The 15,038-nt window shown below is 50.8% G+C and carries 13 protein-coding genes and 1 riboswitch; of the genes, 9 read left to right on the top strand and 4 right to left on the bottom strand.

The annotated features are described in order from the left end of the window. Positions 1–70 precede the first annotated feature (70 nt). On the bottom strand, positions 71–1,480 hold the full coding sequence (locus G614_RS0111115) for an NAD(P)/FAD-dependent oxidoreductase (protein ID WP_027641993.1): 1,410 nt from the start codon (positions 1,478–1,480) through the stop codon (positions 71–73). 118 nt (positions 1,481–1,598) lie between these two features. Further along, a riboswitch (purine riboswitch) is annotated at positions 1,599–1,694 on the bottom strand. A gap of 238 nt (positions 1,695–1,932) precedes the next feature. Here G614_RS0111115 and G614_RS0111110 point away from each other — a divergent pair. The 3 genes from G614_RS0111110 (at position 1,933) to mfd (ending at position 7,145) form a co-directional block, all read left to right on the top strand. Further along, complete coding sequence (locus G614_RS0111110; protein WP_027641992.1) at positions 1,933–2,646, top strand: biosynthetic peptidoglycan transglycosylase; 714 nt, start codon at positions 1,933–1,935, stop codon at positions 2,644–2,646. A gap of 229 nt (positions 2,647–2,875) precedes the next feature. Next, entirely contained in the window at positions 2,876–3,523 is a 648-nt protein-coding gene (pth, locus tag G614_RS0111105; RefSeq protein ID WP_027641991.1) for an aminoacyl-tRNA hydrolase, read from the top strand. Between the two features lie 19 nt (positions 3,524–3,542). Next, positions 3,543–7,145 (top strand): transcription-repair coupling factor, encoded by a 3,603-nt coding sequence (mfd, locus tag G614_RS0111100; RefSeq protein WP_027641990.1) that lies wholly within the window; start codon positions 3,543–3,545, stop codon positions 7,143–7,145. 145 nt (positions 7,146–7,290) lie between these two features. On the opposite strand, the gene G614_RS0111095 is transcribed toward mfd, so the two are convergent. Continuing rightward, a complete protein-coding gene (locus G614_RS0111095; RefSeq protein WP_027641989.1) occupies positions 7,291–8,205 on the bottom strand; it encodes a LysR family transcriptional regulator in 915 nt (304 codons plus the stop codon). A 156-nt stretch (positions 8,206–8,361) separates the two neighbouring features. On the opposite strand from G614_RS0111095, the gene G614_RS0111090 reads away from it, so the two are divergent. The 4 genes from G614_RS0111090 (at position 8,362) to G614_RS27295 (ending at position 12,276) form a co-directional block, all read left to right on the top strand. Beyond that, positions 8,362–9,354 carry a Bug family tripartite tricarboxylate transporter substrate binding protein gene (locus tag G614_RS0111090; RefSeq protein WP_027641988.1) on the top strand — a complete coding sequence of 331 codons (993 nt, stop codon included), beginning with the start codon at positions 8,362–8,364 and terminating at the stop codon, positions 9,352–9,354. 78 nt (positions 9,355–9,432) lie between these two features. Further along, positions 9,433–9,897 carry a tripartite tricarboxylate transporter TctB family protein gene (locus G614_RS29905; protein WP_080664500.1) on the top strand — a complete coding sequence of 155 codons (465 nt, stop codon included), beginning with the start codon at positions 9,433–9,435 and terminating at the stop codon, positions 9,895–9,897. 12 nt (positions 9,898–9,909) lie between these two features. Continuing rightward, positions 9,910–11,415 carry a tripartite tricarboxylate transporter permease gene (locus G614_RS0111080; protein ID WP_027641987.1) on the top strand — a complete coding sequence of 502 codons (1,506 nt, stop codon included), beginning with the start codon at positions 9,910–9,912 and terminating at the stop codon, positions 11,413–11,415. Further along, on the top strand, positions 11,416–12,276 hold the full coding sequence (locus G614_RS27295) for an MBL fold metallo-hydrolase (RefSeq protein WP_044917603.1): 861 nt from the start codon (positions 11,416–11,418) through the stop codon (positions 12,274–12,276). Between the two features lie 22 nt (positions 12,277–12,298). Here G614_RS27295 and G614_RS0111070 read toward each other — a convergent pair whose 3' ends face one another. Together G614_RS0111070 and G614_RS0111065 are read right to left on the bottom strand one after the other, a co-directional pair. Further along, complete coding sequence (locus tag G614_RS0111070; protein WP_027641986.1) at positions 12,299–12,616, bottom strand: DUF1622 domain-containing protein; 318 nt, start codon at positions 12,614–12,616, stop codon at positions 12,299–12,301. A 17-nt stretch (positions 12,617–12,633) separates the two neighbouring features. Then, complete coding sequence (locus tag G614_RS0111065) at positions 12,634–12,885, bottom strand: TM1266 family iron-only hydrogenase system putative regulator (RefSeq protein WP_027641985.1); 252 nt, start codon at positions 12,883–12,885, stop codon at positions 12,634–12,636. Between the two features lie 392 nt (positions 12,886–13,277). On the opposite strand from G614_RS0111065, the gene hydE reads away from it, so the two are divergent. Together hydE and spoVT are read left to right on the top strand one after the other, a co-directional pair. Continuing rightward, entirely contained in the window at positions 13,278–14,351 is a 1,074-nt protein-coding gene (gene hydE, locus G614_RS0111060; protein ID WP_027641984.1) for a [FeFe] hydrogenase H-cluster radical SAM maturase HydE, read from the top strand. A 107-nt stretch (positions 14,352–14,458) separates the two neighbouring features. Next, on the top strand, positions 14,459–15,007 hold the full coding sequence (gene spoVT / locus G614_RS0111055; protein ID WP_027641983.1) for a stage V sporulation protein T: 549 nt from the start codon (positions 14,459–14,461) through the stop codon (positions 15,005–15,007). The last annotated feature ends 31 nt before the right edge of the window (positions 15,008–15,038 follow it).

Below are 15,038 nucleotides of genomic sequence, written 5' to 3'. Positions count from 1 at the left end.
CATTACAGGATTTTTATGGCGCGCATACAGTGCATGCCGGGCCGCTATCTGTTTCAGGCCGCTGTCTGTTTTATGCTTCCATCTTCTTCAAGATACTTCTGGCCACGCTTATGCCATTTGCAGAAGCCTGCTGCAGTCCTCTGGTGACGGAAGCGCCATCTCCGATTGCCCGCAGACCCCTGATGCTGGTTTCAAAGTCAGCGTTGACCACCACTTTATTGGAGTAGAACTTGACCTCGACTCCGTAGAGAAGGGTCTCGTCGCTGGCAATGCCGGGAGTTACCTTGTCCAGGGCCAGAAGCATTTCCTTGATATCCGTCATGATGCGGTGGGGAAATACCAGGGACAGGTCTCCGGGTACTGCATCCTTCAGGGTGGGAATCAGGTTGTTGCGGCAGAGACGTTCCTCTGTGGTCCGGCGTCCTCTCTGGAAATCACCGAAGGTCTGAACCATGATTCTTCCACCGCATAGCATGTTGGACAGCTGGGCAATATGCTTGCCGTATTCAATGGGCTCGTTGAAGGGCTTGGTAAAGTTCTTGCTCACCAGGAGGGCAAAGTTGGTATTATTTGTCTTATACTCCCTGGACTTGTATGCATGGCCGTTTACCACTGCAAGGCCGTTCTCGTAGTATTCTGTGGCCACCTCTCCGGAAGGGTTGGTACAGAAGGTGCGGACCTTGTCGTCGAAGGTGGGGGTATAGTATACCAGCTTGGCTTCATACAGGTTCTCGTTTAAGAACTTCATGACTTCATCCCGGACTTCCACACGTACGCCTATGTCCACAGTGCCTACCTGGGTCTGGATTCCATGGTTTCCGCAGATGTGTGAGAACCAGTCAGAACCCTCCCGCCCAATGGCGGAAACCACCTCAGGGGCATAGTAAGCTTCGTCCTTGTCCGTTATGATACCCTTTACGGTATCGCCTTCAATGATGACGTCCTTTACCATGGTGTTGAATTCCATGGTAATGCCCTGGGCCAGAAGGTGCTCCTGAAGCCGGGTATAAATCTTATACCCTTCCTCTGTTCCGAGATGGCGGATGGGGCATTCAATCAGCTTTAAGTTAGCGCCGATGGCCTTGCGGCGGATTTCCTCTATTTCTTTCTGTTTGTCCACGCCGTATATATTGGTATCAGCGCCGAATTTTAAGTAGATGTTATCAGATTCCTTTAAGAGTTCAACAGTTTTATCATACCCCAGGATTTCCGGAAGGTTGCCGCCCACATCAGGAGACAGGGACAGCTTGCCGTCGGAAAATGCGCCTGCGCCTGCGAAGCCGGTGGTGATGGAGCAGGGTTTGCAGCCCACACATATCTTGGTGGTACGTTTTGGACAAACTCTCTTTTCGATGGGGCGTCCTTTTTCCACCATGAGGATTTTCATGTCAGGTTTCTTCTGGATTAATTCATACGCGCAGAAGATGCCGGAGGGACCTGCGCCAATAATGATTACGTCGTAATTTGTAGTTGGATTCATAGGGAAACTCCTTTCTTTCACTGCCTGATTTGCCTGGTTTCATGGGAATCCTTAAGATACGGATTCACCGGTGCGGACTCCCTGATACTCTCCAAAGCGCAGGGCACAAAAAAAACCAGTATGCAAAATAGAAGCATATAGTCAACTATCCCGGTAACTGGTAGAAACGTTCATCCAATCATGAACTTATACAGGCATCACAACGGTTATAGTTTAGCATAGTATGTGGCATTATGCAAGGGCGGAACACCCTAAAATCCATTATGGAATAAGGGCCGGAATCCTTAAGAAAAACCAATCAGACCTTTAGAAAAAATTTCATAAATAGTCAGAGAATAGTCACGGTATATTAAGGCAAATTCAAACATTATTGCATTCTCTTATGATATGATACATATATGAGATAAGATGATTCCACAATACATGATTCAGAAGAGAAAGCGGGTGAAAGAATGAAGGTGCGTACAGGTATCAAGCGGGTGGCAGCCGTAATGCTTATGGTGGTTCTGTGTTTCAGCGTGACAGTGGCTGTGAAGGGCTACGGAATGTACAGGGAGGCCATGGACAGCGTGAGCCTTGAAGATAAGGTGGCGTCCATACGTGCCAAGGAAAACTATACCACCTTTGACCAGCTTCCTGAGATTTATGTGAATGCGGTGCTGTCCGTGGAGGACCACAGGTTCTATAACCATCCGGGAATCGATGTGATAGCCATAGGAAGGGCTGTATTCAATGATATAAAGGCAGGGGCCTTTGTGGAAGGCGGAAGCACTGTGACACAGCAGCTGGCCAAGAACATGTATTTCAGCCAGGAAAAGGAGCTGGTCCGCAAGGTGGCAGAGGTCCTGGTGGCATTTGATTTAGAGAGGGACTACAGCAAGAATGAGATTCTGGAGCTGTATGTGAATACCATTTATTATGGGAACGGATATTACTGTGTGAAGGATGCCAGCATGGGCTACTTCGGCAAGGAACCTGAGGATATGACGGATTATGAAAGCACATTGCTGGCCGGGATTCCCAATGCACCCTCCTGTTATGCGCCCACTGTGAGCCGGGAACTGGCAGCCAGGCGCCAGCAGCAGGTACTGGACCGTCTGGTGAAATGCGGATATTTTACAGAGGAACGGGCTTTGGAAACCATGGCGGTTGGAAGCAGCCGGTGATGGCGGGAATATGATTTACAGAAACGGTTTACGTCCGGCTGGCAGATGGAGGAAAGAACCCTTTATCTGCTTTACATTTTAAGCGTAATCTGATAGAATGATGGAACGGAAAAAAGCGTTAGATACCCCGTGTGGTTTGTATCTAACGCTTTAAGGCGTGTTGTTAATATTAGGAAGATATTGGAAAATGCGGACAAATCATAAAACTGGAAGGCAAAGTGACGGGAAAATGAGCGGAATATGGGAGAGAATAAAAGAGCGGCTGGGATTTGGCAGGAAGGCAGGCGATAAGGAGGATGACAAGGTGATGTACATCATTGCAGGTTTGGGCAATCCCACCAAGGAGTATGAAAAGACAAGACATAATGTGGGATTTGAGGTCATAGATGTGCTGGCAGACCGTCTGGGCGCCACCGTGGAGGAGAAAAAGTTTAAGGGATGTTATGGAAAAGGAATCATCGGCGGACAGAAGGTGCTGCTTTTAAAGCCCCAGACCTTCATGAACCTGAGCGGCGAGAGCGTAAGGGCAGCGGCTGATTTCTATAAAGTGGACCCGGAACATATTATTATTGTATATGATGATATCAGCCTGGATGTGGGACAGCTGCGAATCCGGAAAAAGGGAAGCGCAGGAGGACATAATGGGATTAAAAACATAATTGCCCACTTGGGGACCCAGGAGTTCCCGCGCATTAAGGTGGGAGTGGGCGATAAACCTAAGAAAATGGACCTGGCTGACTATGTACTAAGCCGGTTCTCCAGGGAGGACAGGGCTGTCATGGAGGATGCGTTCAGGGAAGCGGCCGGGGCAGTGGAGATGATGATTACTCAGGGCGCTGACGCGGCAATGAATCAGTTTAACGGCCATAAGGGCTGATAAGGGGTGCAGGGATAGAATGGAAAATCCATTATTGGAATTACAGGAGTATGATAATCTGGTTAAGGCACTGAAATCCGGAAAGGGACCGCTGCAGGTAACAGGGACCCTGGATTCACAGAAGGTACATCTGATGTACGAGCTGGGAGAGGCAAGCGCATTTGCCTGGAAGCTGGTGGTCACTTATGACGACACCAGGGCCAAGGAAATCTACGATGATTTCCGCAGCTTTACCAGTCAGGTGTGGCTGTATCCTGCCAAAGACCTACTGTTTTACAGCGCGGACATTCACGGAAACCTGATGACCAGACAGAGGATTGCTGTGCTGCGCCACCTCATGGAGGACAGAGAGGGCGTGGTGGTCACTACCATGGATGGTCTTATGGACCATCTAATGCCCATTAAATATCTGAGGGAGCAGTCCATCACGGTGGAGAGCGGACAGATTATTGATTTGGATGCCTGGAAGGAACGTCTGATTGCCATGGGCTATGAGAGGATGGCCCAGGTAGACGGCATGGGCCAGTTCTCCATCAGGGGCGGAATCGTGGATATATTCCCGCTGACCGAGGAAGTGCCGGTGCGCATTGAACTGTGGGATGATGAGGTGGACTCCATCCGTACCTTTGACCTGGAAAGCCAGCGATCGGTGGAGCAGTTAGAGAGCATCACCATTTATCCGGCAGCGGAGGTGGTACTCTCAGGGGACCAGCTGGCAGCCGGAATCGGAAGGCTGGAAAAGGAAGAAAAGACATATGGGAAGGCGTTAAGGGAGCAGCATAAGCCGGAGGAGGCCCACAGAATCCACACCATCATCGAGGAACTGAGAAACGGACTGGATGAGGGGTGGAGGATTGGCGGGCTGGACGCCTATATCCGGTATTTCTGCCCGGATACGGTTTCCTTCCTGGAATATTTCCCCCAGGGTGAGAGCGTGATTTATCTGGATGAGCCTGCCAGATTAAAGGAAAAGGGCGAGACCGTGGAGCTGGAATTCAGGGAAAGCATGGTGCACAGGCTGGAGAAGGGCTATCTGCTTCCTGGCCAGACCGAGCTTCTCTATCCTGCGGCCGAGGTCCTGGCCAGGATGCAGAAACCGTTTGCGGTCATGCTTACGGGGCTTGACCAGAAGCTTCCGGGCATGAAGGTGAATCAGAAATTCAGCATAGATGTTAAAAATGTGAACTCATACCAGAACAGCTTCGAGATTCTCATTAAGGACCTGACAAGGTGGAAAAAGGAAGGATACAGGGTTATCCTGCTGTCTGCTTCCAGGACCAGAGCCAGCAGGCTTGCCAGCGACTTGAGGGAATATGACCTGAGGGCCTATTGCCCGGATGTGTGGGAAGCGGAAAGCGGGAATGCAGGAGGAGACGGTACTGTCAGCCCGGATTCCGGGAATACGGTTTCTGTTAATACCGCTGTCCGCAAGGTCCAGCCGGGAGAGATACTGGTTACCTACGGCAATCTCCACCGGGGATTTGAATATCCTCTTTTGAAGTTTGTATTCATCACAGAGGGCGATATGTTCGGCGTGGAGAAAAAAAGAAAGCGCCGTAAAAAGACAAATTACCAGGGCAAGGCCATACAGAGTTTCACAGAGCTGTCGGTGGGTGATTATGTGGTCCACGAGGAGCACGGTCTGGGTATATATAAGGGCATCGAGAAGGTTGAGCGGGATAGGGTCATTAAGGACTATATCAAGATTGAGTATGGGGACGGAGGCAATCTGTATCTGCCGGCCACACGTCTGGAAAGTATCCAGAAATACGCAGGGGCAGAGGCCAAGAGACCTAAGCTCAACAAGCTGGGAGGGGCTGAGTGGAATAAAACCAAGACCAAGGTTCGGGGAGCTGTCCAGGAGATTGCCAAGGATTTGGTGAAGCTTTATGCAGCGCGCCAGGAAAAGGCCGGATTCCAGTATGGGACGGATACGGTGTGGCAGAGAGAGTTTGAAGAATTGTTCCCCTATGATGAGACCGATGACCAGATGGATGCCATTGACGCGGTGAAGAAGGATATGGAGAGCAGGAGAATCATGGACCGCCTGATTTGCGGTGATGTGGGGTACGGCAAGACAGAAGTGGCCCTGAGGGCGGCATTTAAGGCAGTCCAGGACAGCAAGCAGGTGGTGTACCTGGTGCCAACCACGATTCTGGCCCAGCAGCATTATAATACGTTCGTGCAGCGGATGAAGGATTTTCCGGTGCGGGTGGATATGCTGAGCAGATTCTGTACGCCGGCCAGGCAGAAAAGGACTCTGGAGGACCTCCGCAAGGGAATGGTGGACATCGTAATCGGCACCCACCGGGTTCTGTCCAAGGATATACAGTTTAAGGACCTGGGACTGCTGATTATTGACGAGGAGCAGCGGTTTGGCGTTGCCCATAAGGAAAAAATCAAGCATCTGAAGGAAAATGTAGATGTGCTCACCCTGACAGCCACGCCGATTCCCAGGACCCTTCATATGAGTCTGGCAGGCATACGCGACATGAGTGTGCTGGAGGAGCCTCCGGTGGACAGGATGCCCATTCAGACCTATGTGATGGAATACAATGAGGAGATGGTGCGTGAGGCAATCAACCGTGAGCTGGCAAGAAATGGTCAGGTGTATTATGTATACAATCGTGTGACGGATATTGATGAGGTGGCTGGCCGTGTTCAGGCCCTTGTGCCGGATGCAGTGGTCACATTTGCCCATGGCCAGATGCGGGAGCATGAGCTGGAACGGATTATGGCGGATTTCATCAACGGGGAAATCGACGTGCTGGTATCCACCACCATCATTGAGACCGGCCTGGATATACCCAATGCCAATACCATGATTATCCACGATGCGGACCGCATGGGACTGTCCCAGCTGTATCAGCTGAGAGGCAGGGTGGGCCGTTCCAACAGGACCTCCTATGCCTTTCTCATGTATAAGAGGGATAAGCTTTTGAGGGAGGAGGCTGAGAAGCGCCTCCAGGCCATCCGGGAATTTACGGAACTGGGATCCGGCATCAAGATTGCCATGCGGGACCTGGAAATCCGGGGCGCGGGCAATGTGCTGGGGGCAGAACAGCACGGCCATATGGAAGCCGTGGGGTATGATTTGTACTGCAAAATGCTGAACCAGGCCGTGCTGGCCCTTAAGGGAGAGACATTGGAGGAGGATTCCTACGAGACCGTTGTGGAATGCGACATTGATGCATACATTCCCGTAAGTTATATCAAGAATGAATACCAGAAGCTGGATATCTATAAACGTATCTCCGCCATTGAGACAGAGGAGGAGTACATGGATATGCAGGATGAGCTTATGGACCGCTTTGGGGATATACCGCACAGTGTGGAGAACCTGCTTAAGATAGCGGCTATCAGGGCTCTGGCCCACCGGGCATATGTGACAGAGGTGGTTATTAACCGACAGGAGGTAAGGCTTACCATGTATCAGAAGGCCAGACTCCGGGTGGAGAAGATTCCGGACCTGGTGAGGTCCTACAAGGGGGATTTAAAACTGGTGCCCGGGGATGTGCCTTCCTTCCACTATATTGACAGGAGGAATAAGAACCAGGACAGCCTTGAGATGATGGGGAAGGCGGAAGAGATTCTGAAAGATATATACGGGATACGCATATAGAGGACCATAAAAAAGCAGCCAGGACTGTGATATTGATATGCTCATATCACAGTTCTGGCTGCTTTTATTTTGGAAAATCAGACTGTTTGCGGTTATTTACGAATACCGTTTACGCCGCGCAGCACCGGCATGACCATGGCCCGTCCTACAGACATCCCTGTACATACCGGGTTGCCAGCTCAATGTAATACTTTTCCGGTTTGGTCAGATAGCACCCCTTCAGGTAGGCCATGCAGCGCATCCATGTCTGCCGCGGACGGACGGAAAAGTAGGCGATGGGGGCTTCCGGATCCACGTAGGACTGTGGGAAAAAGGCAGGACATATCTGCTGCCGCACCATGTTCACCACGGTCCTGGTGCTGACAGATTCAAACAGTATCCTGGGGCGGAAGCCTGCTTCCTCAAAAGCACGGTCAATCATGTCCCTCATTCTGGTCTCTCTGGATATCAGGGTGAAGCTGTCCTCCCGCAGGAGCTTTAAATCTATCTCCGGAAAGGTCCGGAAGCTTTCATCTCCCGCTAGATGGGCAAGAGGGTGGGAGACAGGAAGGCCCAGCACCATCAGCTCTTCACCCATGTCCACATATTCCAGGGATGGGTTCTTCTGATTTCCAAAATAGGTGAGGCTGGCCATGGTGACTTCTTTCTGAAGTATCATCTGTTCCATCTTTTTTACCCTGGCTTCCCTGATGCTGAATGTGATATTGGGGTATTTTTCGCGAAAATACGGATATATGCAGGAGAACATGAGGGAACCCTGTTCCGGAGTATAGGCTATGGATATCTCACCGGCGTTTTCTTCTGTGATGTCGCTGATGATTTTATAAGTCTCCCGTTTCATGTCCACCATGCGGTGGGCCGTGGCCAGGTAAATGCGGCCCGCAAGGGTGGGAATCATGCTGTGTTTTCTGCGCTCAAACAGCGGAGTACCCAGCTCCTTTTCCAGACGCAGCAGCTGCTGGTTCAGGGCCGACTGGGTGAGATACAGCTTTTCAGCTGCCTTGGATATACTCTGTTCCTGTTCGATGGCAACGATATATTCAATCTGACGTAAATCCATGGGGGCTCCTTTTAAGCTTAATTATATTAAGAGATTATATAAAAATCAATAAGTTGAAATAAGTCATTACAGCTATTATAATCAAAACCAATAAAGAGTTCAATGGAAACGAGAAAATTATGTTGAATTCTCACAATAAAAAAAGGAGACAGGAGCATGAAGAGAAGCGTATTAGGGATGATATTGGCAGGAATCATGGCGGTTTCAATGACAGGATGCGGAGGCAGTGCCGCAAAGGACGGTGAATGGGCCAAGAATGTGGAGATTCAGGTGCCGGCCAAAGCCGGCGGCGGAACCGATGTGATGGCAAGGGCATTGGCCAACAAGGTATCAGCAGAATCCGGTTCCGCCATCACCATTGTGAATAATACGGACGGCGGCGGAGTGGTCGCGTGTGAGAAAGCAGCGGCCGGAAAAAAGGACGGTTCCACCCTGACACAGTGGCATCTGACCATGCTGATTAAAACAGCAGCGGGACTGTACGATAAATCGGCCACAGAGGACTTTACGGTCATTGGAGTGGCGGTGCCCAAGGATAAGGCCAACAATGTGCTGGTGGTATCCGGCGATTCTTCTTATCAGACCCTGGACGATTTGATTGGGGCTGCAAAGGAAAGACCGGGTGAGGTCATGTTCGGCGTGGAAACCGGCGGTACGGTACATATCCAGACAGGGCTGTTTGCAAAGGCGGCGGGAATCGAAGTCAAATATGTGGAGGCAGGATCCGATACAGAGAAGCTGACTGCCCTGGTGGGAAACAGCATTGACGCCTGTTTTGTAAATGCCAACCAGGCAAAGCAGTATGTGGAATCCGGTAAGGCCAGAGCTCTGGGAGCCATCTCCAATTCCGATGAGGGCGGACGCAGCAGCGTGCTTCCCGAAGTGCCTGACTTTATTGAGCAGGGCGTGGATTTCAGCTTCAAGATGCTAAATGTGGTCCTGGTAGGGCCAAAGGACATGGATTCGGAACTGGCATCCAGGATTCACGATTACTATGCATCCGCTGCCAATGACGCGGAGGTGGTAAAGACTCTGGCGCCTGCTGGAATGGAGATGGAATTTTTAAGCCTGGAGGAAGGTCGGAGCACCTTAAAGGAAATGCAGGGACAGATTGACGCCGTGGTGGAGGAACTGGGGCTTAAGAAATAACAGGAATGAAGACATGCGCATAAGGCGCATGATGAAGAAAAGCAGGTATAAGCAATATCAGGAAAGGGGCGAGATGCCGTGAGAATAAAAAGAGACCAGATAACAGGCGCTGTGTTAATTCTGTTGGGAGCCGTGGTGTTCCTGATGACCACTACCTTTTCCACCCCCATTACAGCTGCCTATCCAGGGCCCAGGATGCTGCCCTCCATTGCGGCTTTCGGTTTCACTGTATGCGGTCTGGGTATATTGGCGGAGAGTACCTTGAGCAAAAAAGAAGAGAAGGCATATATGGTAAAAGCAGGATGGGGGAGAATGGGGGCGTCCCTTATTATAATAGCGGCTTACATAGCGGCCATGACAGCGGCAGGTTATCTGATTGCCACACCAGCAGCCCTGTATGTGCTCACAACCATGTTTGCAGGAGGCGGTTCATCCACCCTTAAAGGAAGGATACTGTTTTCCGTGGCAGTGGCAGTGATCATTTATGTGATTTATGTATACGCCTTCGGGCTCACACTGCCATCAGGCATGCTGTTTGAATAGGAGGGGGCACGTATGATAGAATTTTTACCTTATATCGCCGGGCAGATTACCCAGCCCTTCAATCTGGTTCTGATGTTTGGGGCAACGGTCATCGGTCTTATATTCGGGGCCATTCCCGGACTTTCCGGAACCTTGGCCGTCATGCTTTTCATGCCGCTTACATATACCATGAATGCTGGAAGCGCAGTGGTATTCCTCATAGCCCTATGGGTGGGCGGCTGTTCAGGGGCATTTATCGGATCCGTACTTCTGGGAATACCCGGCTCCGCTTCCGCGGTGGCAACCTGTTTTGACGGCTATCCCATGGCCCAGGCAGGCAAGGCGGGCAAGGCCCTGGCCATCGGCATGGTGGCGTCCTTCCTGGGAACCTTTTTCAGCGCCATACTGGGAGCCCTGTTAAGCCAGAAAATAGCAGATATTGCCTTTGCCCTGGGTCCGTGGGAGTATTTTTCACTCTGCTTCGTTGCTATAACCATGGTCTTGGCCATTTCCAAGGGTAATATGTTTAAGGGACTTGCTTCCGCGTCCATCGGCCTGCTGTTTGCCTCTGTGGGATATTCCCCCATTGATGCAGAGCCCAGGTTTGTGTTCGGCAACATGTACCTTATGAGCGGTCTGGGGATGACCATTGTACTGATTGGTATTTTTGGGGTGGCCCGAATCGTTGAGGAATACGGCAAGGGATTCGGCGCCCTGCCGGACGTGGATACAAAATCAATCAAGGGCCTGGGAATCACGTTAAAGGAAATAAAGGCTCAGTTTGTGAACATTGTCCGCTCCTTTGGCATTGGCCTGGGAATCGGTTTCCTTCCCGGCATGGGGTCGGGACTGTCCAATCTTGTGGCCTACTCCAGCGCCAGGAATGGTTCCAGGACGCCTGAGATGTTCGGCAAAGGATGTCCTGACGGTATCTGGGCTTCTGAGGTATCCAACAACGCGGCCATCGGCGGCTCCATGATTCCCATGGCTGCCCTGGGCATTCCCGGTGATTCCACCACAGCCCTGCTGATTGGGGCACTTACGATTCACGGGCTGGAGATGGGGCCCATGGTATTTAAGAACAGCGGAAATGTGGTCTACCTTATGTTTGCCACTGTCATGGTGTGCGCTGTGCTGATACTGATTCTCCAGGCTCTGGGGATGCGGGTATTTCCGCTGATTCTCAAGGTTCCGTACCACTATATGTATCCGGCCCTTATCATTATTTCCTTTGTGAGCGCATACGTGGATTCCAGCAGCTTATACAAATGCGGTATGATGCTGGTGTTTGTTGTCATCGGCCTGATGATGAGCTATGGAGGACTGCCCACAGCGCCTTTGATTCTGGCCTTTATCCTGGGACCTACCCTGGAGAGCAATATGCTGAAGGCATTTCAGTATTCAGGCAGTGCAGCCGCATTCTTCACAAGACCCATATCCTGTGTGCTGATGCTCATAGGGATAGGGTGTGTATTTTCGCCAATGTTTTGCGCACTGCTTGGGAAAACAAAAAATAATAAACAAAAGGAGGCCAATTAAATGCCACTTAACAGTACTTCGACCACGAGCCTTCCTCCCCGGCAGCTGATGGAACGGTGCTGCCGCACCCCCTGGGTCAGTTATCTGCCGCCCTTTCGGATGGCGCCGGGCGTCTATTATGTGTCCGGCAATGACTGGGTGGCCTGCTATCTCATTGATACAGGAGCCGGGCTGATTCTTATAGATACGGCCATGCATGAGACGTGCTATCTGATGTTAGAATGCATCCGAAGCCTGGGATACGACCCAATGGATATTAAGAAAATTCTTCTGACCCATGCCCATGCAGATCATATAGGAGCAGCCAGGACCATGAAGGAACTGACCGGAGCCAGAGTTTATCTGGGAGAGCGGGATTTGTTCATGATACATGAGCGTAAGGATCTGATTTGCAGCGACGGATATACCTGCGGTGATATTGAACCGGATGAGATTTATTCGGATGACAAACCTATTGTGCAGGGAAATGTTTCCGTACGTACCATTTCCACGCCGGGACACACCCCGGGCTGTACCTCCATGATATTTGACGTGAAGGATAAGGACGGCAGGAGCTATACCTGCGGGATACACGGCGGGGTAGGGCTTAACACCCTCTCCAGGGAGTTTCTGGAACAGAACGGACTGCCCCTGAGCCTTCAGAAGGAATTCTGCGAAAGCCTGAGGATGATGGATCGGCTTCATGTGGACATCTGCCTTCCTTCCCACACCAATCAGGTGGGAATCGTCCCGCTGATTGGGGAGATTACAGATACCCATAATCCGTTTGTGGACGAAAGCATCTGGCATGAGCTGATGCATGAGCGCCTGGACCGCATGGAGGCCCTTATGGCAGGGGAGCGGTTTATTTGCAAGTCATGAGGAAGGGAGATGTTTTTGGCGCTTATTCGGCCCGTTCCTCTTCTTTGATTTCCCAGTGAATCAGGAAGGTAAGGGCGGACCTCAGCGCAATGATTCCGGCCACAATTCCTATTTCCTTCCACTCACGGACCACAACCGTGCGCAGGATTTCACTTCCCATCTTGAATTCCAGCCCCATGGCCAGGCCCTTTGCCAGATAAATCTTGGTGTCGGGGGACCTGCGGAGAAATTTAAGGAAGCTTGTGAGACCTGAGTATATGATGATACCCACGCCGATAAATTCAAAAATAATGATTGCGGTGTTTGCTGCCAGAGACAGCAGCCATTCCAAATGTTCCATGGGTTGTTCCCTTTCTTTTACTTGTTGACCGGCACCTGAATTGATTTTACCTTTACACCGTCCACCTTTCCCAGGTCCCCGGCAAAGGAACTGATTTGGTTCTGGGTTCCGTGCAGGACCACGCTGATGACGGAGACCCCGTAATCCCGGCAGGGAACACCCAGGCGGGCAATAATCAGACTGGACTGAAGGTGGAATTTTTCATTTACCGTTGCCACGGAATCAGGATTGCTGATGATGCAGCTGATGACAGCCAGACGGTCTTCCATAAAGTATGTCCTCCTTATTGTTTTCTACCCGGCAGGCTTCTGCAATAGCCAGATACATGCTTTTGCGCGAGCCGAAGTTATCTGTGGTTATGATATCACGGGCATTGACCTTTCGTAAAGCCCAAACAAAGCACAGGACAAGATAATTTTTTAACCCTTGCTTTTTCCTTCTGGCTGGGATATGATGGTAGTAACTAAATAGAACCTTTCTCTGATGCAAAGCAACCCTGAGATAAAGAGAGAGCGGAATTGTCCTGGCTGTGCAGGAGCCGGTTTGTGTGGTTTGCCGCTGATTATTTCCTCTCTCTGAATATCAGAGAGAGGTTTTTTGTATGTGCGCCTAGCGGCGCACGTCTCTAATGGGTGAAAGTTGTGTGTACAAGAGGTGCATGATGGAGCGGGTGATCACGCTGGTGGATAAACTGGACAAGTCCCATATGCTTTCCAGGGAGGAATTCATTTTCCTGCTTGATAACATAGGGGAGGAGGACTCATATCTGTATGGAAAAGCCAGGGAGGCTGCTTTGGCTAATTACGGAAACAGGATATATGTCCGGGGACTTATGGAATTTACTAATTATTGTAAAAACGACTGCTACTATTGCGGTATCCGGCGAAGCAACCAGAAGGCTTCCCGCTACAGGCTGTCACCGGAGCAGATTATGGAGTGCTGCCGCATCGGCTATGGACTGGGATTTCGGACCTTTGTGCTTCAGGGCGGCGAGGACCCATGGTTTACGGATGAGAAGATTGCCTATCTGGTGGAATGCATTAAAAAGCAGTACCCGGACTGTGCGGTCACACTGTCTGTGGGTGAAAAAGGGTACGATACCTATAAGCGCTGGTTTGATGCGGGGGCAGACCGTTATCTGCTTCGCCACGAGACAGCCAGCCCATGTCATTATGCCAGTCTCCATCCGCCTCAGATGTCTTCTGAGCACAGGAAGGAATGTCTGCATAACCTGAAAGCCATTGGCTATCAGACCGGCTGCGGAATCATGGCAGGCTCGCCGTATCAGACCACCGCCCATATTGCGGAGGACCTGGAATTTATGCACAGCCTTCAGCCGGAGATGGTGGGAATCGGTCCGTTTATCCCCCATCACGATACCCCCTTTAAGGACAGGCCGGCCGGCACCCTGCGCCAGACCCTTCTGCTGCTGTCCATTGTGCGGCTCATGCTGCCGGATGTGCTCCTGCCTGCCACCACGGCCCTGGGGACCATAGAGCCGGATGGAAGGGAACAGGGCGTGATGGCAGGGGCCAATGTGGTAATGCCAAATCTGTCTCCCCTGGAAGTGAGAAAAAAGTACATGCTTTACGACAATAAAATCAGCACAGGCGTGGAGGCGGCAGCCAATATTAAAGAATTAAAACGCAGGATGGCGTCCATAGGATACGAGGTAGTCACTGACCGGGGCGACCACAAAAAAATAAAATCAGTTCCTGACCTTAAAACCTCATAATTACTTTGAAGGTTACTTTAAGTATAAATTCCTCTGTTTTACAGATACTACATTTACGGGCAACAAAGAAGATAAATGACAGAAAGTAAAATGGAGGAATTTTGTTTATGAAAGCTACAGGAATAGTCAGAAGAATTGATGATCTGGGCCGTGTGGTAATTCCAAAAGAAATTCGAAGGACCTTGAGGCTCAGGGAAGGTACGCCGTTAGAGATATTCACAGACAGAGAAGGAGAAATCATCCTTAAGAAATACTCGCCTATGATGGAGCTCACCTCATTTGCCGTGCAGTATGCAGAGGCCATGGCACAGTCCACCGGCCTTTTCGTATGCATCACGGACAGGGACCAGGTCATAGCTGTAGCAGGAGGGGCCAAGAAGGACCTGCTCCAGAAGAATATCAGCCGTCAGCTGGAACAGGCAATCAATGAGCGCAGCACTGTCGTCGCTGCCAGGGAAGATAAGGCATTCATCCAGTTAGTGGACGAGGAGCTGGAGGGAATCAGTACCCAGGTGGTGGCGCCTATTATCTGCGAAGGCGATGCCATTGGAGCCGTGGCTCTCATGAGCCGTGAGCCAAGGGCCAAGTTCGGGGACGCTGAGATGAAGCTGGCATCCACGGCTGCCGGGTTTCTGGGACGGCAGATGGAAGGTTAACCGTTATATATGGATTTTTCAGTGGTATCCC

It is taken from the genome of [Clostridium] clostridioforme AGR2157, from assembly GCF_000424325.1.
Lineage (GTDB): Bacteria > Bacillota > Clostridia > Lachnospirales > Lachnospiraceae > Enterocloster > Enterocloster clostridioformis_A.
The sequence above is the reverse complement of the archived record's forward strand: the minus strand, read 5'-3'. Positions and strand labels throughout refer to the sequence as shown.

What these genes read in the sequence shown, in the direction of transcription:
- G614_RS0111115 (WP_027641993.1), bottom strand. Translation starts at nt 1,480, where the DNA reads ATGAATCCAACTACAAATTACGACGTAATCATTATTGGCGCAGGTCCC.
- G614_RS0111110 (WP_027641992.1), top strand. Translation starts at nt 1,933, where the DNA reads ATGAAGGTGCGTACAGGTATCAAGCGGGTGGCAGCCGTAATGCTTATG.
- pth (WP_027641991.1), top strand. Translation starts at nt 2,876, where the DNA reads ATGAGCGGAATATGGGAGAGAATAAAAGAGCGGCTGGGATTTGGCAGG.
- mfd (WP_027641990.1), top strand. Translation starts at nt 3,543, where the DNA reads ATGGAAAATCCATTATTGGAATTACAGGAGTATGATAATCTGGTTAAG.
- G614_RS0111095 (WP_027641989.1), bottom strand. Translation starts at nt 8,205, where the DNA reads ATGGATTTACGTCAGATTGAATATATCGTTGCCATCGAACAGGAACAG.
- G614_RS0111090 (WP_027641988.1), top strand. Translation starts at nt 8,362, where the DNA reads ATGAAGAGAAGCGTATTAGGGATGATATTGGCAGGAATCATGGCGGTT.
- G614_RS0111080 (WP_027641987.1), top strand. Translation starts at nt 9,910, where the DNA reads ATGATAGAATTTTTACCTTATATCGCCGGGCAGATTACCCAGCCCTTC.
- G614_RS27295 (WP_044917603.1), top strand. Translation starts at nt 11,416, where the DNA reads ATGCCACTTAACAGTACTTCGACCACGAGCCTTCCTCCCCGGCAGCTG.
- G614_RS0111070 (WP_027641986.1), bottom strand. Translation starts at nt 12,616, where the DNA reads ATGGAACATTTGGAATGGCTGCTGTCTCTGGCAGCAAACACCGCAATC.
- G614_RS0111065 (WP_027641985.1), bottom strand. Translation starts at nt 12,885, where the DNA reads ATGGAAGACCGTCTGGCTGTCATCAGCTGCATCATCAGCAATCCTGAT.
- hydE (WP_027641984.1), top strand. Translation starts at nt 13,278, where the DNA reads ATGGAGCGGGTGATCACGCTGGTGGATAAACTGGACAAGTCCCATATG.
- spoVT (WP_027641983.1), top strand. Translation starts at nt 14,459, where the DNA reads ATGAAAGCTACAGGAATAGTCAGAAGAATTGATGATCTGGGCCGTGTG.